We start from the raw sequence: 26,783 nt of genomic DNA, 5'->3' as shown, positions 1-26,783 counted from the left end.
GGGCTCAGCCGCGGACTTCGAGCAGCGGGACGAGCTGTTCGACGGGGGTCATCGAGCCGTGCAGACCGACCATCTGGGACTCGCCGGGCTCGCTGCGGGTGGCGACGATCGCGATGTCGTCGCGGGCGGCGGCGACCACGTCGCCGATCCGGGGCAGCACCCGCTCGTCCACCGTGGGGCCGAACCAGCCCGCGGCGACGGCCTGTTCGCGGGTGGCGACCCACATCTGCTCGCCGAGCACCTCGCTCCACACCGCGTGCACGTCGCCCGCCGCGCCGGGGTGGGCGTAGACGTGGCGGGCCCGGCCCTCGCCGCCGAGCAGGGCGACTCCGGCCGAGAGCTCCCAGTCCTCGTCGAAGTCGATCCGGTTCTCCGGGGCGACGTCGATCATGCCGTGGTCGGCGGTGACGTACAGCGCGGAGCGCGGCGGGAGCTGCTCGGCGAGGCGGCGGGCGAGGCGGTCGATCACCGAGAGGGTGAGCCGCCACTCGCCGGAGTCGACGCCGTAGCGGTGCCCGGCGGCGTCCAGCTCGCTGAGGTACGTGTAGACCAGGGCGCGGTCGTGCTCGGCCAGCCAGGCGGCGGCCCGGTCGATGCGCTCCTCGCCGGTGGTGCGGCCGAGGAAGGTGCCGCCGGAGAGCGCGACCTGGGTGAGCGGGGTGGAGGAGAACAGCGGGGAGGAGACCTGGGCGGTGGCCACCCCGGCCTGGTGCGCCCGCTCGAAGACGGTGGGGTAGGGCTGCCAGGCGTGCGGGTCGACCGGCGGGTTCCAGCGCAGCTGGTTCATCAGCCGCCCGCTGTCGGGGATCATCACCGTGTACCCGGCCAGGCCGTGCTGCCCGGGCGGCAGGCCGGTGCCGACCGAGGCCAGCGAGGTGGCGGTGGTGGACGGGAACCCGGCGGTGATCGGGGAGTGCCCGGCGGTCAGCGAGTTGAGGAAGGGCGCCCAGTCGGGGTTGGCCCGGATCAGCTCCCAGCCGAGGCCGTCGACCAGGAAGACGCAGACCCGGTCGGCGGGCTCCAGCGGCAGCACGGACCGGTAACCGGGCACGCCGAGGCCCGCCGCGAGCGTGGGCAGCAGGTCGGAGAGCGAGGCGCAGCCGTAGCGCGGGGCGGGGGCGTCGGCCGGGTCGAGCAGGTCGTAGGGGTCCTCGTGGTGCATGCCGGGTCAGCCGTTGGCCACGGTCGCCTCGGACAGCGCCCGGGCGAACACCAGCGCCTGGGCGACCGTCTCCGGCCCGTCCCCGGCCTCGCTGACCCGCAGCGACAGGTCGTCGGCGGTGGCGGAGCCGGTGTAGCCGTGGTCCGCCTCGCAGTTGGGGTCGGAGCAGCCGGCCGGTTCCAGGTCGAGGCGCTGGACGGCGCCCCAGCCGATGGTGAGGACGACCTCGCGCGGCGGGGTGCCGGGGGTGTACGTCTCGGGGTTGGCGACCATGCGGCTGACCACCACGGAGGTGATCCGGTCCAGCCGGACCGTCTCGGTGGAGGTGGTGGCGTACGGGACGGGGGTGGCCGCGTCGCCGTTCTGCTCGTCGGTGTGGCTGACCACGAAGCGGGACGGGGTGAGCACCAGCACGGTGACGTGCCGGCGGACCTCGTTGGCGTCGAAGGTGGTCTCCTGGTGCACCAAGTACGAGGTGATCGGCTCGGGGCCCACCGCGGACTCCACCGCCTCGGAGACCAGCGCCGGGTAGTAGCCGCTGCGCTCGATCGCGGACCGCAGGTCCTGCGTGGTGGTACCGGTCTTCGCCATATCTCCATCCTGGCATGTCCCGCCGCTGCGGCGGGTGGCACTGCGCCGGGTCTCCCGGCCTTCACCGCACCGGGGGTCGCCCGGTCCTGCCGAGCGGGCAACCACGCAAGGTTACAGCGTGCTCATGGCGCGCGGTCCCAGATCGGTGCGGACCGGCAGCGGGGCGATCCGGACCCGGGCGCCGAGCACGGTCAGGCCGTGCGGGGCGACCACGACGGGCTCCAGGTCGACCGAGGCGACCTCGGGCAGGTCGTCGACGAGGCGGGAGACCCGCAGCAGCACCTCCTCCAGCGCGTCGGTGTCCACCGCCTCGGCGCCGCGCCAGCCGAACAGCAGCGGGGCGGCCCGCACCTCGCGGATCAGCTCGGCCACGTCCCGGTCGGTGGCCGGGACGAGGCGGTGGGCCACGTCGCCGAGCAGTTCGGCGGGGGCGCCGGAGAGGCCGAAGGACAGGATGGTGCCGACGGCCGGGTCGACGGCCGCGCCGATCACGGTGTCCACGCCGCGCGGGGCCAGCCGCTGCACCACCAGTTCGGCCTGGGCGGCGCCGCCGAGCAGGGCGTCGAGCTCGTGGTGGGCGCGGCGCAGCTCGGCCTCGCCGGTCAGATCGAGCCGGACGCTGCCCAGGTCGGGGCGGTGCCGCAGGTGCTCGGCGGTGGCCTTCAGGGCGACGGGGTAGCCGAGGGTGGCGGCGGCCTTGACGGCGCTCGCCTCGTCGGGGGCGGGCAGCGCGGGGCTGACCGGGACGCCGTAGTGGCCGAGCAGTTCGGCGGCCTCGGCGTCGGGCAGGGTGACCCGGGCGCCGCCCGCCTGCAGCCGGGCGGCGACCGCCTCCCGGCTGGTCAGGGCGCGCTCGACCAGGGCGCGGGCGGCGTGCTCGTCGACGCCCTCCAGCTCGGGGACGCGGGCGGTCTCCTCGGCCTCGGCGCTACGGCGGCGCCACTTCGCGTAGCGGACGGCGTCGGCCAGCGCGTGCACGGCGCGTTCCGGGGCGGGGTAGGCGGGCACTCCCCCGGCGCGCAGCCGGGCGACCAGCGCGGGCAGCGCGAGGTGGGCCAGCAGCAGCGGTTTGCCGAGCTCCCGGCCGCGGGCGGCGGCGTCCAGCAGGGCGCGGGCGATCTCGGGGTCGTCCTCGGCGAGTTCGGGGGCCGCCTCGGGGCCGTGCACGCCGATCGGCGGGATGGCGACGGCGATCACGGCGTCGGTGCCCGGGTCGGTGAGCGCGGTGTCCAGGGCGACCCGGAAGTTCTCGCCGCTCGCGCCGGTGGTCAGGTCGACGGGGGTGCGGGGGCGCAGCCCGGCGCTCAGGCAGGTGTCGTAGGTGAGCAGGCCGAGCGAGTCGGAGTTGCCGACGATCGCGATCCGGCCGCCCCGCGGCAGCGGTTGCCCGGCGAGGAGTTCGCCGGTGTCGAAGAGCTCGGTGATGGTGTCCACCCGGATCACCCCGGCCTGCTGGAACAGGGCGTCCACGGTGGCGTCGCGCAGCCGGGTGGCGGCGGGCTGGACGGCGTGGCCGGGCGGCAGGCTGCCGGTGTGCCGGGCGCCCTTGAGCACCACCACGGGCTTGGCGGCGGCCAGCCGGCGGGCGATCCGGGTGAACTTGCGCGGGTTGCCGAAGGACTCGAGGTAGAGCAGCACCACCTCGGTGGCGGCGTCCTCCTCCCAGTACTGCAGCAGGTCGTTGCCGGAGACGTCGGCCCGGTTGCCGACCGAGGCGAACGAGGAGATGCCGGTGCCGCGCCGGTGCGCGGCCTCCAGCAGGGCCACGCCGATCGCCCCGGACTGGCAGAACACGCCGAACGGGCCGCGCTCGGGCAGCGCGGGGGCCAGCGAGGCGTTCAGCCGGTGCTCGGGGTCGGTGTTGAGGAGGCCGAAGGCGTTCGGGCCGATCACCCGCATCCCGGCCGCCCGGGCCTGCCGCACCAGCGCACGCTGCTTGTCCCGCCCGTCCGGTCCGGTCTCGGCGTACCCGGCGCTCACCACCACCAGGCCCTGCACGCCGTGCGCCCCGCACTCGGCGACCGCTGCCGGGACGGACGGCTCGGGCACCGCGAGCACCGCGAGGTCCACCGGCCCGGGGATGTCCAGCACCGAGCGGTGGGTCGGCACGCCCTCCAGCTCGGTGCCCGGCTCGGCGCCCCGGTTCACCGCGTACACCGGGCCGTCGAAGCCCGCCCGGGCGGCGCGCAGCAGCGCCCGGCCGACCGACTGCGGGTTGCGCGAGACGCCGACCACGGCGATCGAGCGGGGCGTCAGCAGGCGCTGCACGGAGCGGGCCTCGGCGCGGTGCTCGCGGGCGCGCATCACGGCGAGCGAGGCGGCGGTCGGCTCCAGGTCGAACTCCAGGTGCACCACGCCGTCGGCGAAGCTGCGCCGCTGGGTGTAGCCGGCGTCGGTGAAGACCTTCACCATCTTCCGGTTCTCCGGCAGCACCTCGGCGGTGAACCGGCGGATGCCGCGCTCCTGCGCCACCGCCGCGATGTGCTCCAGCAGCGCGGAGGCGATGCCGCGGCCCTGGTGCGCGTCCTGCACCAGGAACGCGACCTCGGCGTCGGTGCCGGTGGTGGACGGCATCCCGTCCCTGTCGGTGCGGTCGTAGCGGACGGTCGCGACGAACCTGTCCCGGACGACCAGCGCCAGGCCGACCCGGTTGACGTAGTCGTGCTGCGTGAAGCGGCGGACGTCCTTGTCGGACAGGTGCGGGTACGGGGCGAAGAAGCGGAAGTACTTGGACTGGTCCGAGACCTGCTCGTAGAACTCCACCAGCCGCTCGGCGTCGTCCGCGGTGATCGGCCGGATCCGGGCCGTCCCGCCGTCGCGCAGCAGGACGTCCGCCTCCCAGTGCTGCGGGTACCCGTTGTCCGCCTGCGTGCGCTCGTGCTCCACGCCCGCCAGCGTAGTCGTCGGCGAGCCGGGTGGCGCCAGGCGTGCCGGGCACGGCACGCTGGGCCTGCCGTCCGCGCCGCCGGGCCCGCGGTGCCCGGCCGTGCAACACTGGTCTAGACAACCCTGCACCACCCTGCACCACGTGAAAGGCACCTCTCATGGCTGAGCGCCGCGTCACCATCGGTTGGGCCGAGGGCCTGCACGCCCGTCCCGCCTCCATCTTCGTCAAGGCCGTCACCTCCACCGGCGTCCCGATGACCATCGCCAAGGAGGGCGGCGCCCCGGTCAACGCCGGCTCCATGCTCGGCCTGCTCGCCCTCGGCGCGGCCGGCGGCGACACCGTCGTCCTCGCGGCCGACGCGGAGGGCGCCGAGGCGGCGCTCGACCGCGTCGCCAAGCTGGTCCAGGAGGGCCTGGACGAGCTGCCCGCCGCGTAAGGCACGAGGGCCCCTCAGGGGCCCGGGGAACGGCGGGCCCGGGGCTGCTCGCGGTTCACTGCTCGTGCGTGCCGTCGGCTTCGGGTTCTGTTCAGGCGGCCCGAAGCGGCACGGACGCCTCGATGGGCTCCGGCCGCCAGCAGCACGGACTCGCCGTTCCCCGAGCCCCCGAATGCGCGCGCTCCCTTTCTCAGCCGCCCGCGAGGGCCCACCCCTCCGCCTCCCGGCGGGCCCCCGGCAGCAGCAGGGGGACGGCGAGCAGCAGCGCCGCGCCCGCGAAGTAGGGGGCCCGGACGCCCCACTGGTGGGCGAGCAGCCCGGCGAGGGCGGCGCCGCTCGCGCCCGCGGCGCTGAAGACCAGCTGGTAGACCATGGAGACCCGGCCCAGCAGGCGGGACGGGATCTGGGACTGGCGCAGGGTCACCCCGCCGATGGCCCAGGCGAAGTCGGTGGCGCCGTAGCCCGCGACGGCGAGGGCGGCGACCGCGGGGGTCGGGGCGAGCGCCACGAGGAGCGCGCAGCCGGCCGAGCCGAGGACGCCGACGACCACGGTGGTGCGGACGCCCCAGCGGTGCAGCAGGCGCGGGGTGACCGTGCTGCCGAGCAGGCCGCCGACGGCGAACGCGGCGACCAGCAGGGCGAATCCGGTCGGACCGAGGCGCTGGGCCCGGCTCGCGTAGAGGACCAGGACGGCGATCAGCCCGGAGGCGACCGCCCCGGTGAGGCCGCGGGCGAGGCAGAGCCGGAACAGGACGGGGCGGCCGCGCAGCCAGCGCAGCGCTTCGGCGACCTGGTGCCCCAGCGGGGCCCGGGCGGGGGGCGGTTCCGCGCCGCCGGGGCGGAAGTCGCCGCGCAGCAGGAGCAGCAGGGCGGCCGCGGCGGCGAAGGAGAGACTGTCGACGACGAGCGGGAGGGTCGCGGCCAGTCCGAACAGGACGGCGCCGAGCGGGGTGCCGAGCAGGGTGTCGGCGATCAGGGCCCCGGCCTGCAGGCGGGAGTTGGCCCGGGCCCGCCCGGCGGGCGGGACCAGGGCGGGGACCATGCCGGACCAGCCCGCGCCGTGGACGACCTCCCCGGCGCCGAGCAGCGCCGCGGCCAGCACCAGCCAGCCGATCCGGGCGGCGTCCGCGGCCACCGCGACGGCCAGGGCGCCGACCACGAGGGCGCGGGCGACGTCCGACCGGAGGAGCATCCGACGCCGGTCGGCACGGTCGGCCCAGACCCCGGCCGGGAGGGCGAGCAGCAGCGGGGGCAGCTGTCCGGCCAGCGCGACCAGGGCGATCAGCCGCGCGTCGTCGGTGAGTCCGACGGCGAGCAGCGGGAGGGCGACGAAGCGCATGCCGTCGCCGAGGCTGGATATGGTGACGGACGCCCAGAGGGTGGTGAAGCCCCGCGAGAACATGAACGAGAATATCGTTCATGTTCTGCGGAGGCGTCAAGGGGCCCGCCCGCCCGGCACCGTACGAGGAGAGTGAGCCCGCCGTGTCCCCCCTGGTCCGCGAGCCGCAGCAGCAGCGCAGCCGCGAGAAGTTCGCCCGCATCCTGGCCACCGCCGCCCGGCTGCTGGAGACCGTGCCGTTCGACGAGCTCAGCACCAAGCAGATCGCGGCCGAGGCGGGGATGTCCGTCGGGGCGCTGTACCGGTTCTTCCCGGACAAGGAGGCGGTGCTCGAAACGCTGGAGCGCAGCTGGCTGGAGGGCGACCTGCGGCGGCTTGCCGCCGCCACCGACCCGGCGGCGGTGGCGGCCTGCGCGTCCTCCGAGCAGTTCGTCGCCCGGGTGGTCGAGGCGTACGCGGACCGGTTCCGGACGCTGCCCGGCTACCGGCACGTGTGGTTCCACGTGGCGAGGACCCCCGCGCTGGCGGGCCTGGGGGACGAGGTGGACCGGCGGATCGCCGAGCGCGTGCACGAGGTGCTGGTGGACTCGTTCGGGCTGGCCGACACGGCCGAGACCCGCCGCCGGGCGCACCTGGCCGTGGTCCTGGCCACCCGGATGCTCGGCATGGCGTTCCTGCAGGACCCGCAGGGCGACCCGGAGATCCTGGCGGACACCCCGCTGATGCTGGACCGCTACCTCTTCGCGCCGCCCCGCCGCCCCGCCGGGGACTGACCCCCGCCGTCAGCCCTTCACGCAGATCACCTGCTTGAGGTGGGCGACGACCTCGACCAGGTCCCGCTGCTGGGCGATGACCTTCTCGATCGGCTTGTACGCGCCGGGGATCTCGTCGACCACCCCGGAGTCCTTGCGGCACTCGACGCCCGCCGTCTGCGCCGCCAGGTCCGCCGTGGTGAAGCGCTTCTTGGCGGCGTTGCGGCTCATCTTCCGGCCCGCGCCGTGCGAGGCCGAGTTGAACGAGGCGGCGTTCCCAAGGCCCTTCACGATGTACGAGCCGGTGCCCATCGAGCCCGGGATGATGCCGTACTCGCCGGAGCCGGCCCGGATCGCGCCCTTGCGGGTGACGAGCAGGTCGACGCCGTCGTAGCGCTCCTCGGCCACGTAGTTGTGGTGGCAGGAGATCATCTTGCCGAACGAGGCCCCGGCGCGGGGCAGTTCGCGGCGGACCGCGTCCTGGAACAGGGCCATCATCAGCGCCCGGTTGTGCTTGGCGTACTCCTGCGCCCAGAACAGGTCGGAGCGGTAGGCGTCCATCTCCGGGGTGCGGGCCAGGAAGACCGCCAGGTCGCGGTCGATCAGGCCCTGGTTGTGCGGCAGGGCCCGGGCGATCGACATGTGGTGCTCGGCGAGCTCCTTGCCGATGTTGCGCGAACCGGAGTGCAGCATCAGCCAGACCGCGCCGTCGTCGTCCAGGCAGAGCTCGATGAAGTGGTTGCCGCCGCCGAGCGTCGCCATCTGCCGGGCGGCCCGCTCGCGCCGCCAGTGCACCTCGGGGGCGATGTCGTCGAAGCGCTGCCAGAAGTCGTCCCAGCCCGCGGTGGCCGCGCCCTGCAGCCTGCCCGGGTCGACCGGGTCGGCGTGCAGGCCGAGACCGACCGGGATGGCCTGCTCGATCCGGCTGCGCAGGCGCGCCAGGTCGTCCGGGAGGTCCTTCGCGGTGAGCGAGGACTTCACGGCCGTCATCCCGCAGCCGATGTCGACGCCGACCGCGGCCGGGCAGACCGCGTCCTTCATCGCGATGACGGAGCCGACCGTCGCGCCCTTGCCCAGGTGGACGTCCGGCATCACGGCGAGGCCGTGCAGCCAGGGCAGCGTGCTGATGTTGCGCAGCTGCTGCATGGCCTGGCCCTCGACGGCGGCCGGGTCGGTCCACATCCGGATCGGGACGCGGACGCCGGGTACCTCGGTGTACGACATGGGTGATCGACCTCCTGGGTCGGATGGGTTCATGGTGCCGCACGAAGGCGCCCGGTGCGGCGGCGGGGAAGATCAGGGGCCCGCGGGCCCGGTGGACGGACCGCGGAGGGGCGGACGGACGCCGCGCGAGGACTGCTCAGGCAGTGAGGGGCGAACGACGGAAGGGCAGCCTCGGGGAGCGTCGTCGTGGCTCGACCCGCATGGTGACCGCCTCCTTCCGCTCCGCGTCCGACCGCGCGGCTGTCGCCCGGTCGGGGATATCTACCCACGCCGCGGCGACGGCGTGCAACGCATTAAAACGCCGGGGGCCCGGCGGGGCTGACGCCCCGTCGGACCCCCGTGCGCGCGGAACGCGCGCCGACCGGTCAGGCGATGACCGTGACGTCCCCGATGCCGAGCGCCTTGACCGGCTCGGCGATCACCGAGGCGTCGCCGACCAGCACGGTGACCAGCCGGTCCGGCGGGAACGCGGCGACCACGGCGCGGGTGGCGGCCGCGGTGTCGAGCTCGGCCAGCTTCCGGTAGAAGTCCGCCTGGTAGGTGTCGGGCAGGTACTGCTCGACCTGGTCCGCCAGGGTCGCGGCGACCGAACCGGCCGTCTCGAACTTCAGCGGGGCCACGCCGACCAGGAACTGCACGGCCTCCTCCCGCTCGGCGTCGGTCAGGCCCTCGGCGGCCAGCGTGCGCAGGATGGTCCAGGTGTCCTGCAGCGCGGGCGCGGTCGACTCGGTGTCCACCGAGCCGCTGATCGCCAGCAGCCCGCGGCCGGAGCCGTCGGCGGCCGAGCGCAGCGCCTGGGCGAACGCCCGCACGCCGTAGGTGTAGCCCTTCTCCTCGCGCAGGACGCGGTCCAGCCGGGAGGTGAGGGTGCCGCCGAGGCAGTAGGTGCCGAGCACCTGGGCGGCCCACTCCGGGTCGTGCCGGTCCGGGCCGATCCGGCCGATCAGCAGCTGGGTCTGGACCGAGCCGGGCCGGTCGACGATGACCACCCGGCCGGTGTCGTCCGCGGTCACCGGGGCGTGCACGGCCGGCTCCCGGGTCTCGGCGGTCCAGCGGCCCAGGGTGGACTCCAGCAGCGCCGCCAGGTCCGTCCCGGTGAGGTCGCCGACCACCACGGCGGTGGCGGTGGACGGGCGCAGGTGCGCCGCGTAGAACGCCTGCACCGCCGCCCGGTCGATCCGCTTGACGGTCTCGGCGGAGCCCGCCCGCGGCCGCGACAGCCGGTCGGCGGCCGGGAACAGCTCGGCGTACAGCGCCTTGGCGGCGCGCCGGCCCGGGTTGGCCTGCTCGTGGACGATCTCGTCGAGGCGGTTGGCGACCAGCCGCTCGATCTCGTCCGCGGGCAGCGCGGGGGCGCGCAGCGCGTCGCCGAGCAGGGTCAGGCCGCGCTCCAGGCGGGAGGCCGGGACCTCCAGCGAGACCCGGATCGCCGGGTGGTCGGCGTGGGTGTCCAGGGTGGCGCCGGCCCGCTCCAGCTCGCCGGCGAACTCCTCGGCGCTGAGCGTGTCGGTGCCCTCGGACAGCGCCCGGGCCAGGATCGAGGCGACGCCGTCCAGGCCCTCGGGCTCGGCGGCCAGCGGCGCGTCCAGCACCACGTCCACGGCGACCAGTTGCTGGCCGGGGCGGTGGCAGTGCAGCACCGTCAGCCCGTTGGCCAGGGTGAGCCGCTCGGGCGCCGGGAACGCCCACGGGGCGGGGGTGCCGGGCCGGGGCTGCGGGTGGAACTCCATCGCGGGGGTGTGGTCGCTCACGCCGCCGCCTCCTCGTCGCTGTCGTTGCTGTCGTCGTCACCGGTCGGCTCGTACACCAGCACGGCCCGGTTGTCGGGGCGCAGTCGGGCGGCGGCCACCGCCCGGACCTCCTCGGCGGTCACGTCGAGGACCTTCGGCAGGGCGCTGTTGACCAGTTTCGGGTCGCCGAACAGGACGGCGTAGCGGCAGAGTTCGTCGGCCCGGCCGGCCACCGTGGTGAGCCGGTCCAGCCACTCGCGCTCGATCTGGGCCTGGGCGCGCTCCAGTTCCTCGGCGGTGGGGCCCTCGGCGGCGAAGCGGGCCAGCTCCTCGTCGACGGCGGCCTCGATCCGCTCCAGGGTGGCCTCGCCGCCCGCCTTCACGTCCAGCCAGCCGAGCGAGGGCGCGCCGGCCAGCCGCAGCAGGCCGAACCCGGCCGAGACGGCGGTGCGGTCGCGGCGCACCAGCCGGTTGTACAGCCGGGAGGACTCGCCGCTGCCGAGGATGGTGAGCGCCAGGTCGGCGGCGTCGGCCTCCCGGGTGCCGTCGTGCGGGAGCCGGTAGGCGGCCATCAGCGCGCGGGACGGGACGTCCTCGCGGACCAGCTCGCGCACCTCGGCGCCGATGGTGTCGGGCAGGGTGCCGTCGCGCGGCGGCTGCTTGCCGTCGTGGGCCGGGATCGAGCCGAAGTACTTCTCCACCCAGGCGATGGTCTGCTCCGGGTCGAGGTCGCCGACGATCGACAGCACCGCGTTGTTGGGCGCGTAGTAGGTGCGGAAGAACGCCCGGGCGTCCTCCAGCGTCGCGGCGTCCAGGTCGGCCATCGAGCCGATCGGGGTGTGGTGGTACGGGTGGCCGTCGGGGAAGGACAGCGCGGTGAGCTTCTCGAACGCGGTGCCGTAGGGCACGTTGTCGTAGCGCTGGCGGCGCTCGTTCTTCACCACGTCGCGCTGGTTCTCCATGGACGTCTCGTCCAGCGCGGCCAGCAGCGATCCCATCCGGTCCGCCTCCAGCCAGAGCGCGAGCTCCAGTTGGTGGGCGGGCATGGTCTCGAAGTAGTTGGTGCGCTCGAAGCTGGTGGTGCCGTTGAGCGAACCGCCGGCGCCCTGGACCAGCTCGAAGTGCCCGTTGTTGGAGACGTTCGCCGAACCCTGGAACATCAGGTGCTCGAAGAGGTGGGCCAGGCCGGTCCGCCCCTTGACCTCGTGCCGGGAGCCCACGTCGTACCAGAGGCAGACGGCGGCGACCGGGGTGAGGTGGTCCTCGGAGAGCACCACCCGCAGGCCGTTGGCCAGGCGGTGTTCGGTGATGGCGAGGCCGCTTGCGGGCGCGGGGTTGGCCATGCGGGGTCCTTCCCGTCGTCGGTTCCGGAGTGTCCGGCCGGGGGCGTGTGACGTCCCCCATTGTGGTGCAACGCCCGGCGCCGCCGTCAGGTGTCCGGCCGCGGGGCGCGTTCGCCAGGGGCGGAAGCGCCCCGGGTGACGGGCGCTGTCCCACCGAGGGTCCACAATGGGGGGCGTTCGCGCCCGCGTCCGCCCACCCCCATGTACCGCACGTATCGCAAGGGAGCCCCGCAGCGATGGCCCGCCGCAGTTCGCCCACCCCGCCGCCCGGTGACTTCGAGGAGCGGATCCTCGACGTCGATGTCGTGGACGAGATGCAGGGCTCGTTCCTGGAGTACGCCTACTCGGTGATCTACTCCCGGGCCCTGCCGGACGCCAGGGACGGCCTCAAGCCGGTGCACCGCCGGATCCTCTACCAGGCCAACGAGATGGGCCTGCGCCCGGAGCGCGGCCACGTCAAGTGCGCCCGCCTGGTCGGCGAGGTGATGGGCCGGCTGCACCCGCACGGCGACGCCTCGATCTACGACGCCGTGGTGCGCCTGGCGCAGCCGTTCTCGATGCGCCTGCCGCTGATCGACGGCCACGGCAACTTCGGTTCGCTCGGCAACGACGACCCGCCGGCCGCGATGCGCTACACCGAGTCCCGGCTGACCGCCGCCGCGATGTCGATGGTCGAGTCCATCCACGAGGACACCGTCGACTTCGGCCCCAACTACGACGGCTCCGAGCAGGAGCCCCAGGTGCTCCCCTCGGCGTTCCCGAACCTGCTGGTCAACGGCGCCACCGGGATCGCGGTCGGCATGGCCACCAACATGCCGCCGCACAACCTGGCCGAGGTGGTCGCCGCCGCCCGGCACCTGATCAAGCACCCCGCGGCGGACCTCGACACCCTGATGCGGTTCGTCCCCGGCCCGGACCTGCCCACCGGCGGCCGGATCGTCGGCCTCTCCGGCATCCGGGACGCGTACGAGTCCGGCCGCGGCACCTTCAAGATCCGCGCCACCGCGACGGTGGAGAACGTCACCGCCCGCCGCAAGGGCATCGTGGTCACCGAACTGCCGTACACGGTCGGCCCCGAGAAGGTGATCGGGAAGATCAAGGACCTGGTCAACGCGAAGAAGCTGCAGGGCATCGCGGACGTCAAGGACCTCACCGACCGCGAGCACGGCCTGCGCCTGGTCATCGAGGTGAAGAACGGCTTCGTCCCCGAGGCGCTGCTGGAGCAGCTCTACAAGCTGACGCCGATGGAGGAGACCTTCGGCATCAACAACGTCGCGCTGGTCGACGGCCAGCCGCTGACGCTGGGCCTCAAGGAGCTGCTGGAGGTCTACGTCGACCACCGCTTCACGGTGGTCAAGCGGCGCAGCGACTTCCGCCGCCGCAAGCGCCAGGACCGGCTGCACCTGGTCGAGGGCCTGCTGGTCGCGCTCGTCGACATCGACGAGGTGATCGCGATCATCCGCAACAGCGACGACGCGGGCCAGGCCAGGGACCGGCTGATGGAGCGCTTCGGCATCTCCGAGGTCCAGACGGCGTACATCCTGGACACCCCGCTGCGCCGGCTCACCCGCTTCGACCGGGTCGAGCTGGAGGCCGAACAGGCCAAGCTGCTCAAGGAGATCGCCGAGCTGACCGAGATCCTGGAGTCCGACAGCAAGCTGCGCTCCGTGGTCTCCTCCGAACTCGGCGCCGTCGCCAAGCAGTTCGGCACCGAGCGGCGCACCGTGCTGCTGGAGGCCGGCTCGGTGCCGTCCGCCGCGCTGGCGGTGCCGCTGGAGGTCGCGGACGACCCGTGCCGGGTGCTGCTCTCCTCCACCGGGCTGCTGGCCCGCACCTTCGACCTGGAGCCGGTCACCGAGGAGGACGCGGCCCGCGCCAAGCACGACGTGCTGGCCTCCGCCGTCCCGGCCACCGCCCGCGGCGACGTCGGCCTGGTCACCACGGCCGGCCGGGTGCTGCGCCTGCCGGTGATCGACCTGCCCGCGCTGCCCCCGGGCACCACGGCGCTGTCCGGCGGCGCGGCGGTCTCCGAGTTCCTCCGGCTGGAGGCCGACGAGCAGCCGCTCGCCCTGACCACGCTGGACGAGTCCTCGCCCGGCCTGGCGCTCGGCACCGTGCAGGGCGTGGTCAAGCGGGTGGTGCCCGAATGGCCCGCCAACAAGGACGAGTTCGAGGTGATCGCGCTCAAGGACGGCGACGCCGTGATCGGCGCGGTCGAACTGCGCACCGGCGAGGAGGACCTGGTCTTCATCACCTCCGACGCCCAGCTGCTGCGCTACCCGGCGGGCCAGGTCCGCCCGCAGGGCCGCCCGGCCGGCGGCATGACCGGCATCAAGCTGGCCGACGGCGCGAGGGTGCTCTCCTTCACCGCGGTCGACCCGGCGCAGGACGCGGTGGTCCTCTCGGTCGCGGCCGCCTCCGGCACGCTGGCCGGCGAGGAGCAGACCAGCTGGAAGCTCACCCCGTTCGACCAGTACCCGCGCAAGGGCCGGGCCACCGGCGGCGTCCGCTGCCAGCGCTTCCTGCGCGGCGAGGACGGCCTCGCCTTCGCCTGGGCAGGCTCGCTGCCCGCCCTCGGCGCGGGCCCGGCCGGCCAGCCGGTCACCCTCCCCGAGCGCGACCCGCGCCGCGACGGCTCCGGCACCCCGGTGCCGTCCCCGGTCGCCGCGGTCGGCGGCCGGATGTAGCGCCGCGGGCGAACGCACGGACGCGGGAGGGGCGGGCACCCGGTGGGTGCCCGCCCCTCCCGCGTTCCGCGCTGACTCAGCGGTACGTCGTGGGGTACTGCCCGGGCGGGTACTGGCCGGGGGCCTGCTGTCCCGCCGGGTACTGGCCGAGGGCCTGCTGTCCCGCCGGGTACTGGCCGGGCTGGTACTGCCCCGCCGGGTACTGCCCGGGCGCCTGCTGCCCCGGCGCCTGCTGGCCGGGAGCCTGCTGCCCGGGCGCCTGCTGCCCGGGCGCCTGCCGTTCCACCGGCGTCGGCGACAGCAGGAAGCCGCCGCTGTACTCGTGGAAGTGGACGTACAGCCCGTACTGGGCGGCGACCGCGAGGACCGGCCCCGGCCGGGCGCCGCGGTAGTCCTTCTCGCGCACCTCGAAGTTCGTGGTGCCCACCCCCCAGCGCAGGTTGGCCCAGCCGCGGAAGGCGTACTTGCGGCCCGGGCCGCGGGCGAACGCCTCGGCCGCGGTGCGGCAGATCTCCGCCAGCCTGGCCTCCCAGCGCCGCTGGTCGTTGGTCCACTCCCGGACGAACCTGGTCGGGCCGACGAAGCGGTGCAACGGGCGCAGCAGCAGCCGCAGCCAGCCGAGCAGGAACCAGTCGCGCCCGTTGCCGATCTCGTTGAGTTCGTAGACCGTCCGGAACGGGATCCACACCACCAGCGTGAGCACCAGCTCCGCCGGGATCAGCACCCACTGCAGGACGAACCACAGCAGCAGCCCGAGCCGCCAGCGCCGCTTCACCGGTGCGACCGGCTCCGGAATCACCTGCGGTCCACCGTGCATCAGCCACCCCCGCCACGCAGGAAGAACGTCAAGACTCCCCCAAGAGAACGTCAACTGCCAGCAACTGGGCCCAGCATAGCCGGGCCCCACCGGCCCTCCGTGGGCACACGGCCGTACCCCCGGGGGCCGTCCGGCCGTAGGGTGGGCCGGGTGAGCACCTGTACGACGCTGTCGCGCGAACTGACCGAGCCGCTGAGTGCCACCGCGGCCACCGCCACCACCTGGCTGCTGCTCGAACAGTCCGGTCCCTGGGGCGCGAAGGCGCTCACCGGCAGCCACCTCGACCCCGGGCTCGGGGCCGCCCTCGACCGCGCCGCCGCGGGCACCGGCGTCCGGATCGCCCTGATCCGCCGCCCCGGGCGGCACGCCGACGCCGACGGCACCGCCGGGCACGAGGTGCTGCTCGCCCACACCTCCCCCGCCGACCCGTGGGTGCGCCGCAGCCACCTCGCCTCCCCCGCCGACCTGCTCGACCTCGACTTCACCGCCCTCGGCGCGGGCGACCACGGCTCCTTCGGCACCCCGCACGTCGGCGGCCCGATCGCTCTGGTGTGCACCAACGGCCGCCGCGACCGCTGCTGCGCACTGCTCGGCCGACCGCTCGCCGCCGAGATCGCCGCGGCCGGCCACAGCGAGGTCTGGGAGGTCACCCACCTCGGCGGCCACCGCTTCTCCCCCACGATGCTGGTGCTGCCGCACGGCTACGCGTACGGGCGGCTCACCGCCGAGACCGCCAAGGAGGTCCTCGCCGCGACCGCCGCCGGGCAGACCGTCCCCGCCCACTCCCGCGGCCGCTCCTACTGGCCCCGCCCGGCCCAGGCCGCCGAGCAGGCCGTCCGCGAGCTGACCGGCGAGGGCGCCGCCGACGCCCTGACCCTGCACCAGCACCCCGGCGGCTCCCCCTGGACGGTCGACGTCCACCACGTCGACGGCCGCCGCTGGCGCGCCACCGTCGCCGAGTCCGCCGGCGAGCCGCCCCGGCCCGAGAGCTGCGGCAAGGCCCCGGGCACCCCGTCCCGGATGGACGTCGTGGCGCTCTCGCCGCAGCGCGCCTGAGGGCCCGCCCCTCCACGCACCGCGGGGTCGCGACGAGGGCGGTCGACCCGCCGTCCCGTCGCGACCCCGCCGCGCGTCCCGCTGTCCCGCCGCCTCGCGGCTAGGCCGCGCCCGCGCCGGTCAGCGCCCGCACCTCCAGCTCCGCGAAGCCGTCCTCGTCCGCGGTCTCCCGGTCCAGGACGGTGCCCAGCCAGCCGGCCAGGAAGCCGAGCGGGATGGAGACCAGGCCCGGGTTCTCCAACGGGAACCAGTGGAAGTCCACGCCGGGCAGCACCGAGGTCTTCGCCCCGGAGACGACCGGCGAGAACAGCACCAGCAGCACCGCCGGGACGAGGCCGCCGTACACCGACCAGACCGCGCCGCGGGTGGTGAACCGCTTCCAGAACAGCGAGTACAGCAGCGTCGGCAGGTTCGCCGAGGCGGCCACCGCGAAGGCCAGGCCGACCAGGAACGCGACGTTCAGCTTCTGCGCGAACAGGCTGAGCACGACCGCGAGTCCGCCGATCACCACGGCGGAGATCCGGGCCGCGATCACCTCCTCGCGCTCGGAGACCTGCCGCTCCTCGGTGCGCCGCCAGGCCCGCGCGTAGAGGTCGTGGGCGAAGGCCGCGGAGGAGGCCAGGGTGAGCCCGGCGACCACGGCGAGGATGGTGGCGAAGGCGATCGCCGAGATCACCGCGAACAGCAGCAGGCCCCAGGTGGATCCGGCGCCGCCGCCGAGGTCCAGGGCGAGCAGCGGGACGGCGGTGTTCCCGGCCGGGTTGGCCGCCTTGACGGCCTTCGCGCCGACCACCGCGCCGGCCCCGAGCCCGAGCACGATCGCCATCAGGTAGAAGCAGCCGATCAGGCCGATCGCCCACATCGTGGAGCGCCGCGCGGCCCGCGCCGTGGGCACGGTGTAGAAGCGGCTGAGGATGTGCGGCAGGCCCGCGGTGCCGAGCACCAGCGCCAGGCCGAGGCTGACGAAGTCGAGCCGACTCGTCGTGCTGGCCCCGTACTTCAGGCCCGGCTGCAGGTACGCGTCGCCGACGCCGCTGTGCTGCGCGGCGGCGTGCATCAGCGCGCCGAGGTCGCCGTGGAAGCGGGCCAGCACCAGCCCGGTGAGCAGCAGCGAACCGGCCACCAGCAGGAAGGCCTTGACGATCTGGATCCAGGTGGTGGCGCGCATCCCGCCGACCGTCACGTAGACGATCATCAGTCCGCCGACCGCGACGATGGTCCAGCCCTTGGCGGCGCCGCTGTCGGTGCCGAGCAGCAGGGCGACCAGGCTGCCCGCGCCGACCATCTGCGCGATCAGGTACATCAGGGTGACGACCATGGACGCGAGGCCGGCCGCGGCGCGCACCGGGCGCTGGCGCATCCGCAGCGCCAGCACGTCGGCCAGGGTGTAGCGGCCGGCGTTGCGGACGAGTTCGGAGACCAGCATCAGCACGACCAGCCAGGCGACCAGGAAGCCGATGCTGTAGAGCACGCCGTCGTAGCCGTAGAGCGCGATCAGGCCGGTGACGCCGAGGAAGGAGGCGGCCGACAGGTAGTCGCCGGAGAGGGCGAAGCCGTTCTGCAGCGGCGAGAAGTCGCGGCCGCCGGCGTAGAAGTCCTCCGCGGCGTGGCCGCGGCGGCCGACCCAGACGGTGATGGTCAGGGTGACGGCGACGACGACGGCGAACAGCGCGATCGCGAGGCCGTGGCTGGGGTGTGGGGTCATCGCAGTTGGTCCTGGGTGTCCCAGCGCAGTTCGAGGGCGGCTCGGTCGCGCTTGGTGCGGGCGTTGCGGGCGTAGAGCCAGGTGAGCAGGAAGGTGGAGGCGAACTGGCCGAGGCCGAGCAGCCAGGCCAGGTTGAGCGGTCCGGCGACCTGCTGGCGCATCAGCTCCGGCGCGAACGCCTGGGCGGCGACGAACAGCAGGTACCAGGCCAGGAACCCGGCGCTGGCCGGGAACACGAACGAGCGGTAGCCGCTCCGGATCTCCTGGAAGGCGTCGCTCTCCTGGACGCTCCGGTAGACCTCCCGCCCGGCCCGCTCCTCCGGGGGCGCGGGCTCCGCGGTCCGCCGCTGCGCCACCACCCGGGGACGGGAGGCGGCCGCGGCCCACCAGTCGATTCTCTCCTGTTGTGCCACAGCCGACACCTCATCATTTCGGTCACTACGACCGAACCATGATGGAGCGTCACAAACCCGCCACGAAACCGGTGCAGATACGTTCACCCGAACCAGCTACCAGGAGGTGGGTCTACGAACCGTCGGAAATTCCATGCCTGAAGGCGTACGCCACGGCCTGGGCGCGGTCCCGCACCGCCGTCTTGGCGAAAAGGTTGTTGATATGCGTTTTCACCGTTGCGGGGCTGACGAACAACCTTTCCGCGATCTCCGCGTTGGACAACCCGGCGGCGATCAGCGCCAGCACCTCGGCCTCCCGCTGGGTCAACCCGTCGGGCAGCGCGGGGCGCCGGGCCGGTGCGGGTGCGACCGCCGGTGCGGGCACGGGCTCCGGTGCGACCTGCTCCGGCTCGGTCCGCTCCGGCTCGGCCTGTTTCGGCTCCGACAGCCGCTCCAGCAGCCGCAGTTGGACCTGCGGGGAGAGCCCCGCCGCGCCCGAGCGGACATCGGCCACGGCGCGGGCGATCTCCTCCGCGCCCGCGTCCTTGGTGAGGAAGCCGCGCGCCCCGGCCTGCAGCGCGGAGAACAGCGAGTCGTCGTCGGCGTACGTGGTGAGCACCACCACCTCGGTGCCGGGGTGCTCGGCGCGGATCCGGCGGGTGGCCTCCACCCCGTCGCAGCGCGGCATCCGCAGGTCCATCAGCACCACGTCGGGGGCGTGCTCGGCGACCAGCCGCAGCGCCTCCTCGCCGTCCGGCGCGGAGCCGACCACGGTGATGCCCGGCAGCAGGCCGAGCAGCATCACGATGCCCTCCCGCACCACGGTCTGGTCGTCGGCGACCACGACCCGGATCGGTCCGTCCGTCACGTCGGCACCCGCAGCAGCACGCGCCACCCTCCCTCGTCGGGGCCCGCCAGCAGTTCGCCGCCGAGCAGTTCCGCGCGTTCGCGCATCCCGAGCAGACCGTACCCGCTCCCGCTGTCGCCGAGCACGGGGTGCGCCCCGCGCGGGGCGAGGGAGTTGTGCACCCGCAGCTCCACCTCCCCCTCCCGGTAGGCGAGCCGGACCTCCACCCGGCCGCCGGGCGCGTGCTTGCGGGCGTTGGTCAGCGCCTCCTGGGCGACCCGGCGCACGGCCAGCCCGGCCTCGGCGGGCAGCGGGCGGGGCACCCCGTCCACGGTCAGGTGGGCCTCGGACTGCGCGGCCAGCTCGGCCACGAACTCGGCGACGGGGGCGAACTCGCCGCGCAGCGCGGAGAGCGCCTGCCGGGTCTCGGCCAGCCCGTCCTGGGCCATCCGCCGGGCGGCGACCACCCGTTCGCGGATCTCGGCCCGTTCGGCCCCGGCGTCCAGCATCAGCCGGGCCGCCTCCAGGTGCACCAGCTGCGCGGAGAGGCTGTGCGCGAGCACGTCGTGGATCTCCCGGGCGATCCTGGCCCGTTCGGCGAGCGCCGCGCTCTCCGCCTGCGCGGCCTGCGCGGCCCGTTCCTGGGCGAGCAGGGCGCGCTGCGCGGAGCGGGCCTGGCCGTCCAGGCGCAGCAGGTAGCCGAGCAGGCCCATGCCGCCCGCGACGGCCAGCATCACCAGCAGCGAGTCGCCCGAGCCCAGGCCGTAACTGACCAGCGCCGCAACGGCGGTGAGCAGCCCGGCGGCCAGCGGCAGCCGGATCACGGCGAGCACCGCGAGCCCGCACCAGACCACCGAGGCCAGGGTGTCGGCCCCGCCCTCGTGGGCCAGCCCGGCGGTGGCCAGCAGTCCGGCGGCGCAGCCCAGCGCGGGCCACAACCGCCGGGCCCGGCAGGCCAGGTACCAGCCGGTGAACAGGGCGGCCGCGGCGACGATCCAGCCGATCGGGGGCAGCAACCGCCATCCGGTGTACCGGTGTTCGGCGAAGGTGCCGAACACCACGGCGCCCAGCATCGCGGTCCGGCCGAACAGGGACAGCGTGATCCGGGCCCGCGAACTGCGCTCCCGGATCGGGACGTCCCCGGCGGGCCACCGGGTCCAGCGTTCCAGTGTGCTCACCGGATGATCCTCTCTCAACGGCGGTGCCGCCGGGCCCCGGTGGGGCTCGGCGGCGCTCGTGCGGCGCTCGTGCGGCGCTCGTGCGGCGGCCGGTCAGGCGGCCAGGGCGTGCCGCTCGCCGCCCAGCTGCCGGGCCCGCCACTGGACGGCCGCCGAGCGGACCAGCAGCAGAAGGCCGAGCGAGAGCAGCAGCACGCTGCCGGACTGGTGGACGTGCAGCGCGGCGCCCACCCCGTACCAGGCGGCCCGGACCAGGAGCGCACCGACCCAGGCGAACGCGGTGGCGGTGGTCCCCTTGCTCCACAGCGCGCCGTCGGCCTCGCGCCAGATCCGCACCGTCCAGCCCCAGACGCAGCCCATCCCGGCGGTGGTGAGCAGCGAGCCCGTCACCAGCACGGCGGCCGCCACCCGGTGGTGCGGGTCGATCAGCACCGGGTCGCGCAGCGCGACCGCGGCGAGCACCAGCGGGATCAGCCAGAACCGGCGCTCGGTGTCCAGCCGGCGGGCCCGCAGCTGCCGGCCCACCACCAGGACGATCACGGCGGCGGCGATCAGGACGTCGGACAGGGCGGTCATTTCGGTGCCTCCAGGACGGGGTGTTCTCGACACCCCGAACGCTACGGAGGACGGGCCGCCCGGTCCTCGGAGCGCGGGTTGATCCCGCACGCGGAAGGGCTCTCCACCCCAGGGTGGAGAGCCCTTCCCTACCGCACCGCTCAGGCGTCGATCCGGGACCGGTCCAGGGTGGCCGCCGAGTCGACGATGAACTCCCGCCGCGGGGCGACGTCGTTGCCCATCAGCAGGTCGAAGGTCTTCTCCGCGGACTCCAGGTCGCCCAGGTTGATCCGGCGCAGGATCCGGAACCGCGGGTCCATGGTGGTCTCGGCCAGCTGGTCGGCGTCCATCTCGCCGAGGCCCTTGTAGCGCTGGATCGGGTCCTTCCAGCGCAGCCCCTTGCCCTGGAACTGCAGCAGGGTGCGCCGCAGTTCGGCGTCGGAGTAGGTGTAGTGGTACTTCTCCTGGCCGCGCTTGGGGTTGGTCAGCTCGATCCGGTGCAGCGGCGGCACCGCGGCGAACACCCGGCCCTGCTCGACCATCGGCCGCATGTAGCGGTGGAACAGCGTCAGCAGCAGGGTGCGGATGTGCGAGCCGTCGACGTCGGCGTCGGCCATGAAGATGACCTTGCCGTAGCGGGCCTGGTCGATGTCGAACGTCCGCCCCGAGCCCGCTCCTATCACCTGGATGATCGAGGCGCACTCGGCGTTCTTGAGCATGTCGCTCACGGACGCCTTCTGGACGTTCAGGATCTTGCCGCGGATCGGCAGCAGCGCCTGGAACTCCGAGTTGCGGGCCAGCTTGGCGGTGCCGAGCGCGGAGTCACCCTCGACGATGAACAGCTCGCTGCGGTCCACGTCGTCGCTGCGGCAGTCGGCCAGCTTGGCGGGCAGCGAGGAGGTCTCCAGCGCGGTCTTGCGGCGCTGCGCCTCCTTGTGCTGCCGGGCCGCGACCCTGGTCCGGGCGGCCGCGACGACCTTCTCCAGCACTGCCCTGGCCTGGAGCTTCTCGTCCTTCTTGGTGGAGGTGAGGAACGCCTTCAGCTCCTTGGCGACCACGGCGGCGACGATCCGGTTGGCCGCCGAGGTGCCGAGCACCTCCTTGGTCTGCCCCTCGAACTGCGGCTCGGCGAGCCGGACGGTGATGACCGCGGTCAGGCCCTCCTGCGCGTCGTCCTTGGTGATGTCGTCCTCGGCGACCCGCAGCAGCTTGGCGGCCCGCAGCGCCTCGTTGACGGTCTTGGCGAGCTGCCGCTCGAAGCCGGTGACGTGGGTGCCGCCCTTGGGGGTGGAGATGATGTTGACGAAGGAGCGCTGGGTGGTGTCGTACCCGGCGCCCCAGCGCAGCGCGATGTCCACCCCGAGCTCGCGGGTGACCTCGGTGGGGGTCATGTGCCCGAGCTCGTCGAGCACCGGGACGGTCTCCTTGAAGGTGCCCTCGCCGCGCAGCCGCAGCACGTCGGAGATCGGGCGGTCGGGGGCCAGGAACTCGCAGAACTCGCTGATCCCGCCGTCGTAGCGGAAGGTCTCCTCGGCGACCTGCTCGCTCTCGGTGAGCCGCTCGTCGCGCACCACGATGGTCAGCCCGGGCACCAGGAAGGCGGTCTGCCGGGCCCGGCTGTGCAGCGCCTCCAGCGAGAGCCGGGCGTCCTTGAGGAAGATCTGCCGGTCCGCCCAGTAGCGGATCCGGGTGCCGGTGCGGGTCTTGGCGAACTTGCCCCGCTTGGTCATGCCGCTGCCGGGCTCGAACTTCGCGTCCGGCCCCTCCCCCGCGTACGTGCCGGGGGTGCCGCGCCGGAAGCTGATCGCGTGGGTGGTGCCGGAGCGGTCCACCTCCACGTCCAGCCGGGCGGACAGCGCGTTGACCACCGAGGCGCCGACGCCGTGCAGACCGCCGGAGGCCGCGTACGAGCCGCCGCCGAACTTGCCGCCCGCGTGCAGCTTGGTCATCACGACCTCGACGCCGGACAGCCCGGTCTTGGGCTCGACGTCCACCGGGATGCCGCGGCCGTTGTCGCGCACCTCGACCGAGCCGTCCTGGTGCAGCAGCACCTCGATCCGGTCGCAGAACCCGCCCAGCGCCTCGTCCACCGAGTTGTCGATGATCTCCCAGAGGCAGTGCATCAGGCCGCGGCTGTCGGTCGACCCGATGTACATGCCCGGCCGCTTGCGGACCGCTTCGAGCCCCTCCAGGACGAGCAGATGCCGCGCGGTGTAGTCGGACCCGCCCTCACCGGTCACCAGAGAGGACGGGCCGGTCTTTTCTCCACTCACGCTCTGCACTCCTCCATGACGTTGACGGACACCCCCGCATGCTCTCAGCAACTGAGATCCGGGCCGCTGAGGTCCGCGCGCCTTGTACGCGCTGCGCGAACACGGTTCCCGCCCCGGGGGCGGTTCCCAGCCTGCCATCTCCTGCCGACACCACGGGTCCTGGCGGATCGGGGCGGCCGGTGCGGGCTGCGGAGCTGCTGCGATGCGGTCCAACGGGTTCCGGGACGGGGCTTATGCTCCAACCCAGCGGAGGATTATGCTACGCGGACCTCGCACCCCGGCCCGGTCGGGCGTTCGAGGTGATTGGCCGGCCACGGGAATCGGTACGCATGAACCACCGTTGCCCGGGGCACGTCCTCATCAAGACGACGGCAGAATCCTCCAAGAGAAAAGCCACGAGCGGGAACGAATTCGACCTGGTTGGATGTTGATCCTGGTACACAGCTCGTCGAGCTAGAGAAGAGGCGACGTGACTACTGTTCTGACCCCTGCGAGCCCGCTCACCGCGGCAGACCGCTGCGACCGTTGCGGCGCTCAGGCCTACCTGCGCGTCGTCCTCTCCAGCGGCGGAGAGCTGCTGTTCTGCGCCCACCACGGGCGTAAGTTCGAGCCCGAGCTCAAGAAGATCGCCGTGGAGATACACGACGAGAGCGACCGCCTCTCCGGCACCCCGGCGATTGCCGAGGAGGGGGAGCGCTGACGCTCCCGTTGCTCTCCCGAGCTGCCTGAACGGCCGGGTGGCCCACCCTTCCCAGGGGCGGGCCACCCGGCCGTGGCGTTTCACCGCCGACCGTCTCACAGCACGCCGCGCACGGCCTCCGAGACCGCCGCGATCCGGGTGTACACCCCTGGGTGGTCGGCCTCCGCGCAGCCCGCGCCCCAGGACACCAGCCCGGCCAGCCGCCCCGCCACCAGCAGCGGCCCGCCGCTGTCGCCCTGGCAGGCGTCCTTGCCGCCCTGCTGCTCGCCCGCGCACACCATGGTGCGGGCGTCGTACGCGCTGTCCGAGCCGCCCGGGTAGGCGTGCCCGCACGCCTCGTCCGAGATGATCGGCACCGTGACCTGGCGCAGCGTGTTCGAGTAGCTCCCGTTGCCCCGGGTGTCGCCCCAGCCGAACACCGTGGCCGGGGTGCCCGCCGCGTACGGCTCGGTCTCGCCCGGGTTCACCATCTCCAGCACCGGACGGCCGTCCTGCGGCTCGGCCAGCGTGATGACCGCCACGTCCCGGGTGTTCGCGGTGAAGCTGTAGCCCGGGTCGATCCACACCCCGCGCACCGCCACCTCCCGCCCCGCGGTGCCCCGCAGGTCGTCCCGCCCCACGATCACCCGCAGCCCGGGGCGATCGGTCGGACGGGCCGTGGACTCGTCGTAGAAGCAGTGCGCCGCCGTGACCACCTTGGTCGGGGTGACCAGCGCCCCGCCGCAGAACTGCCCGGAGCGGGCCGAGCCGAACTGCTGCCTGCTGGCCAGCGCCACCATCCACGGGTGGTCGCCGGTGCTGGCGCCGGTGCCGCCGATGATCCGCCGTTGCGCGGCGGCCGGGGCGGCCGCGCCCAGCGCGACCAGCGGGGCGGGCAGGGCGGCCAGGGCGACGAGCGCGACCGCCCGGCGGCGGAGCCGAGGCGCGAACGTGTCCAGGATGGGCACCGGTTCTCCAGAGGGGTTCGGCGGGGTTCGGGGTGCAGCGCGACAACCTGCCCAGCGTAGTCAGCCGGTCACCCGCCGTACCGCGGGTGCGCCCGCCCGCCACCCCATCGGGGTACCCCGGACACGCGAACGGGCCCCTCCGCCGGTGGCGGAGGGGCCCGTCCAGGTGACGTCCGGACCGGATCGGCCCGGTGCCGGATCAGTCCAGGTAGTCGCGCAGCACCTGGGAGCGCGACGGGTGGCGCAGCTTCGACATGGTCTTCGACTCGATCTGGCGGATGCGCTCGCGCGTCACGCCGTAGACCTTGCCGATCTCGTCCAGCGTCTTCGGCTGGCCGTCGGTCAGGCCGAAGCGCATCGAGACCACGCCCGCCTCGCGCTCGGACAGCGTGTCCAGCACGGAGTGCAGCTGCTCCTGGAGCAGGGTGAAGGAGACCGCGTCGGCCGGGACGACCGCCTCGGAGTCCTCGATCAGGTCACCGAACTCGCTGTCGCCGTCCTCGCCGAGCGGGGTGTGCAGCGAGATCGGCTCGCGGCCGTACTTCTGGACCTCGATGACCTTCTCGGGGGTCATGTCGAGTTCCTTGGCCAGCTCCTCCGGGGTGGGCTCGCGGCCCAGGTCCTGGAGCATCTGGCGCTGCACGCGGGCGAGCTTGTTGATGACCTCGACCATGTGCACCGGGATGCGGATGGTGCGGGCCTGGTCGGCCATGGCGCGGGTGATCGCCTGCCGGATCCACCAGGTCGCGTAGGTGGAGAACTTGTAACCCTTGGTGTAGTCGAACTTCTCGACCGCACGGATCAGACCGAGGTTGCCCTCCTGGATCAGGTCCAGGAAGAGCATGCCGCGGCCGGTGTAGCGCTTGGCCAGCGAGACCACCAGGCGGAGGTTGGCCTCCAGCAGGTGGTTCTTGGCGCGGCGGCCGTCCTCGGCGATGATCTCCAGCTCGCGCTTGAGCTTCGGGGCGAGCTTGTCGGCCTGGCTCAGCTTGTCCTCGGCGAACAGGCCGGCCTCGATCCGCTTGGCGAGCTCGACCTCCTGCTCGGCGTTGAGCAGCGGGACCTTGCCGATCTGCTTGAGGTAGTCCTTGACCGGGTCGGCGGTGGCACCGGCCACGGCGACCTGCTGGGCCGGGGCGTCGTCCTCGTCGTCGTCCGAGAGCACGAAGCCCTGGTCGGTCTCCTCCTCGGCCTCGCCCTCCTTGCCGTCACCGGGCAGGGCCACGTCCTCGAGGAGCTCCTCCTCGCCGATGATGTCCTCGTCGCCGGCCTTGGCACCGGGCTTGGCGGCCGCGGCGGTCTTCTTGGCCGCGGTCTTCTTGGCGGGGGCGGCGGCCTTCTTGGCCACCGCCTTCTTCGCGGGGGCGGCGGCCTTCTTGACGGCGGCCTTCGCCTCGGCGACGTCGACGGACTCCACGACGCCGACCTCGGTGCTGGTCACCGTGGCGGCCACCGACACCGACGGGGCGATGGTCGCCGCGGGGGCGATCCGCACCGGGGGCTTGGTCTGGGCGACCGGCGTGCGGGTGGTGACCGCCTTGGTCGCGGTGCGCTTGGTGGTGCTCTTGGCCGCGACGCTCTTGCGCTTGGCGCCGGCCGGCTCGGCCGCGCTGACCATCAGCTCCACCCCCTCCTCAATCAGCACCTGGTTGAGGCTGCGCATGACGTTCTTCCACTTGGTAACCGGGATCTGGTCCGCCTCGAACGCGTGGCGCACGTCGTCACCGGCGATCTGCCCCTGGGCCTTGCCCCGCTCGATGAGCGCCAGCAGTGCCGCGGACTCCGCGATCTCGGGGGGAAGCGAACGGGATGTGCTGGCCGACACGAACAACCTCTCGGACGATGAGTGGACACGAACCCGTACCGACCGGCCCGACTGCTCGGGCGGGTGGACGGTGACCGGGGTCTGCAGGACGGCAGCAGCGCCGCGGACCAACACAGCCAGCTGGCTTGTGGTGATATTCCGGAGCTGCTTCCGCTCCGTACACATCGCTGCCGCCCCTCAAGTGTTACGCATGCCCGTCGTGGCGCCCGTCACACCACCCGACGGCCGGTGCGGGCTGCCCCCGAGCGGCCTATCCGCGGGCCCGGCGGGGGCCGGACGGCCCCGGCCCCGCGCACCGACGGCCCCGGTGTGCCGATGGCCCCTCGGCTGCGCGGGT

The 26,783-nt window shown here is 73.8% G+C and carries 21 protein-coding genes; 5 read left to right on the top strand and 16 right to left on the bottom strand.

The annotated features are described in order from the left end of the window. Window positions 1-4: 4 nt before the first annotated feature. From QSK52_RS27185 to QSK52_RS27175, 3 genes are all read right to left on the bottom strand, one after another. A complete protein-coding gene (locus QSK52_RS27185; RefSeq protein WP_285738796.1) occupies window positions 5-1,162 on the bottom strand; it encodes an alkaline phosphatase family protein in 1,158 nt (385 codons plus the stop codon). 6 nt (window positions 1,163-1,168) lie between these two features. Next, complete coding sequence (locus QSK52_RS27180) at window positions 1,169-1,753, bottom strand: DUF5998 family protein (RefSeq protein ID WP_285738795.1); 585 nt, start codon at window positions 1,751-1,753, stop codon at window positions 1,169-1,171. Window positions 1,754-1,864: 111 nt separating this feature from the next. After that, window positions 1,865-4,639: a bifunctional acetate--CoA ligase family protein/GNAT family N-acetyltransferase gene (locus tag QSK52_RS27175; RefSeq protein WP_285738794.1), complete on the bottom strand. Its 2,775-nt coding sequence runs from the start codon at window positions 4,637-4,639 to the stop codon at window positions 1,865-1,867. Between the two features lie 158 nt (window positions 4,640-4,797). Here QSK52_RS27175 and QSK52_RS27170 point away from each other — a divergent pair, with 158 nt between their 5' ends. Then, on the top strand, window positions 4,798-5,076 hold the full coding sequence (locus QSK52_RS27170; RefSeq protein WP_285738793.1) for an HPr family phosphocarrier protein: 279 nt from the start codon (window positions 4,798-4,800) through the stop codon (window positions 5,074-5,076). A 190-nt stretch (window positions 5,077-5,266) separates the two neighbouring features. Here QSK52_RS27170 and QSK52_RS27165 read toward each other — a convergent pair whose 3' ends face one another. Continuing rightward, window positions 5,267-6,478, bottom strand: a complete 1,212-nt coding sequence (locus QSK52_RS27165; protein ID WP_285738792.1) for an MFS transporter — start codon at window positions 6,476-6,478, stop codon at window positions 5,267-5,269. A gap of 80 nt (window positions 6,479-6,558) precedes the next feature. On the opposite strand from QSK52_RS27165, the gene QSK52_RS27160 reads away from it, so the two are divergent. Continuing rightward, window positions 6,559-7,188: a TetR/AcrR family transcriptional regulator gene (locus QSK52_RS27160; RefSeq protein WP_285738791.1), complete on the top strand. Its 630-nt coding sequence runs from the start codon at window positions 6,559-6,561 to the stop codon at window positions 7,186-7,188. Window positions 7,189-7,197: 9 nt separating this feature from the next. Here QSK52_RS27160 and QSK52_RS27155 read toward each other — a convergent pair whose 3' ends face one another. From QSK52_RS27155 to QSK52_RS27145, 3 genes are all read right to left on the bottom strand, one after another. Continuing rightward, a complete protein-coding gene (locus tag QSK52_RS27155; RefSeq protein ID WP_285738790.1) occupies window positions 7,198-8,391 on the bottom strand; it encodes an RtcB family protein in 1,194 nt (397 codons plus the stop codon). 365 nt (window positions 8,392-8,756) lie between these two features. After that, entirely contained in the window at window positions 8,757-10,121 is a 1,365-nt protein-coding gene (locus QSK52_RS27150; protein WP_285738821.1) for a M16 family metallopeptidase, read from the bottom strand. Window positions 10,122-10,138: 17 nt separating this feature from the next. Beyond that, window positions 10,139-11,464, bottom strand: a complete 1,326-nt coding sequence (locus QSK52_RS27145; protein ID WP_285738789.1) for a M16 family metallopeptidase — start codon at window positions 11,462-11,464, stop codon at window positions 10,139-10,141. Window positions 11,465-11,700: 236 nt separating this feature from the next. Between QSK52_RS27145 and QSK52_RS27140 the strand changes: the two genes are divergently transcribed. Beyond that, window positions 11,701-14,151 (top strand): DNA gyrase/topoisomerase IV subunit A, encoded by a 2,451-nt coding sequence (locus QSK52_RS27140; RefSeq protein ID WP_285738788.1) that lies wholly within the window; start codon window positions 11,701-11,703, stop codon window positions 14,149-14,151. Window positions 14,152-14,227: 76 nt separating this feature from the next. Here the strand turns inward: QSK52_RS27140 and QSK52_RS27135 are convergent, their stop codons facing one another. After that, window positions 14,228-14,950: a hypothetical protein gene (locus QSK52_RS27135; protein ID WP_285738787.1), complete on the bottom strand. Its 723-nt coding sequence runs from the start codon at window positions 14,948-14,950 to the stop codon at window positions 14,228-14,230. Between the two features lie 168 nt (window positions 14,951-15,118). Here QSK52_RS27135 and QSK52_RS27130 point away from each other — a divergent pair, with 168 nt between their 5' ends. After that, a complete protein-coding gene (locus QSK52_RS27130) occupies window positions 15,119-16,024 on the top strand; it encodes a sucrase ferredoxin (protein WP_285738786.1) in 906 nt (301 codons plus the stop codon). A 100-nt stretch (window positions 16,025-16,124) separates the two neighbouring features. Here QSK52_RS27130 and QSK52_RS27125 read toward each other — a convergent pair whose 3' ends face one another. From QSK52_RS27125 to QSK52_RS27100, 6 genes are all read right to left on the bottom strand, one after another. Beyond that, window positions 16,125-17,729 carry a solute symporter family protein gene (locus QSK52_RS27125; RefSeq protein ID WP_285738785.1) on the bottom strand — a complete coding sequence of 535 codons (1,605 nt, stop codon included), beginning with the start codon at window positions 17,727-17,729 and terminating at the stop codon, window positions 16,125-16,127. Then, window positions 17,726-18,142 carry a DUF485 domain-containing protein gene (locus tag QSK52_RS27120; protein ID WP_352230313.1) on the bottom strand — a complete coding sequence of 139 codons (417 nt, stop codon included), beginning with the start codon at window positions 18,140-18,142 and terminating at the stop codon, window positions 17,726-17,728. Before QSK52_RS27120 ends, QSK52_RS27125 begins: the two co-directional genes overlap by 4 nt. A 112-nt stretch (window positions 18,143-18,254) precedes the next feature. Next, window positions 18,255-18,923, bottom strand: coding sequence for a response regulator (locus QSK52_RS27115; protein ID WP_435053387.1), 669 nt, complete (start codon window positions 18,921-18,923; stop codon window positions 18,255-18,257). 62 nt (window positions 18,924-18,985) lie between these two features. Then, the gene (locus tag QSK52_RS27110) at window positions 18,986-20,146 is read right to left on the bottom strand and encodes a sensor histidine kinase (RefSeq protein ID WP_285738783.1); all 1,161 of its coding nucleotides are present in this window, start codon (window positions 20,144-20,146) and stop codon (window positions 18,986-18,988) included. 93 nt (window positions 20,147-20,239) lie between these two features. Next, window positions 20,240-20,722 carry a CcdC protein domain-containing protein gene (locus tag QSK52_RS27105; RefSeq protein ID WP_285738782.1) on the bottom strand — a complete coding sequence of 161 codons (483 nt, stop codon included), beginning with the start codon at window positions 20,720-20,722 and terminating at the stop codon, window positions 20,240-20,242. A gap of 140 nt (window positions 20,723-20,862) precedes the next feature. Then, complete coding sequence (locus QSK52_RS27100) at window positions 20,863-22,974, bottom strand: DNA gyrase/topoisomerase IV subunit B (RefSeq protein ID WP_285738781.1); 2,112 nt, start codon at window positions 22,972-22,974, stop codon at window positions 20,863-20,865. Between the two features lie 469 nt (window positions 22,975-23,443). Here QSK52_RS27100 and QSK52_RS27095 point away from each other — a divergent pair, with 469 nt between their 5' ends. Continuing rightward, the gene (locus tag QSK52_RS27095) at window positions 23,444-23,674 is read left to right on the top strand and encodes a DUF7455 domain-containing protein (RefSeq protein ID WP_285738780.1); all 231 of its coding nucleotides are present in this window, start codon (window positions 23,444-23,446) and stop codon (window positions 23,672-23,674) included. A gap of 95 nt (window positions 23,675-23,769) precedes the next feature. On the opposite strand, the gene QSK52_RS27090 is transcribed toward QSK52_RS27095, so the two are convergent. Both QSK52_RS27090 and QSK52_RS27085 read right to left on the bottom strand, forming a co-directional pair. After that, the gene (locus QSK52_RS27090) at window positions 23,770-24,621 is read right to left on the bottom strand and encodes a S1 family peptidase (protein WP_285738779.1); all 852 of its coding nucleotides are present in this window, start codon (window positions 24,619-24,621) and stop codon (window positions 23,770-23,772) included. 199 nt (window positions 24,622-24,820) lie between these two features. Beyond that, complete coding sequence (locus QSK52_RS27085) at window positions 24,821-26,446, bottom strand: RNA polymerase sigma factor (protein ID WP_285738778.1); 1,626 nt, start codon at window positions 26,444-26,446, stop codon at window positions 24,821-24,823. Between the last annotated feature and the right edge of the window lie 337 nt (window positions 26,447-26,783).

The organism is Kitasatospora phosalacinea, assembly GCF_030268885.1.
Lineage (GTDB): Bacteria > Actinomycetota > Actinomycetes > Streptomycetales > Streptomycetaceae > Kitasatospora > Kitasatospora phosalacinea_C.
The sequence above is the reverse complement of the archived record's forward strand: the minus strand, read 5'-3'. Positions and strand labels throughout refer to the sequence as shown.

What these genes read in the sequence shown, in the direction of transcription:
- QSK52_RS27185 (WP_285738796.1), bottom strand. Translation starts at nt 1,162, where the DNA reads ATGCACCACGAGGACCCCTACGACCTGCTCGACCCGGCCGACGCCCCC.
- QSK52_RS27180 (WP_285738795.1), bottom strand. Translation starts at nt 1,753, where the DNA reads ATGGCGAAGACCGGTACCACCACGCAGGACCTGCGGTCCGCGATCGAG.
- QSK52_RS27170 (WP_285738793.1), top strand. Translation starts at nt 4,798, where the DNA reads ATGGCTGAGCGCCGCGTCACCATCGGTTGGGCCGAGGGCCTGCACGCC.
- QSK52_RS27165 (WP_285738792.1), bottom strand. Translation starts at nt 6,478, where the DNA reads ATGTTCTCGCGGGGCTTCACCACCCTCTGGGCGTCCGTCACCATATCC.
- QSK52_RS27155 (WP_285738790.1), bottom strand. Translation starts at nt 8,391, where the DNA reads ATGTCGTACACCGAGGTACCCGGCGTCCGCGTCCCGATCCGGATGTGG.
- QSK52_RS27150 (WP_285738821.1), bottom strand. Translation starts at nt 10,121, where the DNA reads ATGGAGTTCCACCCGCAGCCCCGGCCCGGCACCCCCGCCCCGTGGGCG.
- QSK52_RS27145 (WP_285738789.1), bottom strand. Translation starts at nt 11,464, where the DNA reads ATGGCCAACCCCGCGCCCGCAAGCGGCCTCGCCATCACCGAACACCGC.
- QSK52_RS27140 (WP_285738788.1), top strand. Translation starts at nt 11,701, where the DNA reads ATGGCCCGCCGCAGTTCGCCCACCCCGCCGCCCGGTGACTTCGAGGAG.
- QSK52_RS27125 (WP_285738785.1), bottom strand. Translation starts at nt 17,729, where the DNA reads ATGACCCCACACCCCAGCCACGGCCTCGCGATCGCGCTGTTCGCCGTC.
- QSK52_RS27115 (WP_435053387.1), bottom strand. Translation starts at nt 18,923, where the DNA reads ATGCTGCTCGGCCTGCTGCCGGGCATCACCGTGGTCGGCTCCGCGCCG.
- QSK52_RS27105 (WP_285738782.1), bottom strand. Translation starts at nt 20,722, where the DNA reads ATGACCGCCCTGTCCGACGTCCTGATCGCCGCCGCCGTGATCGTCCTG.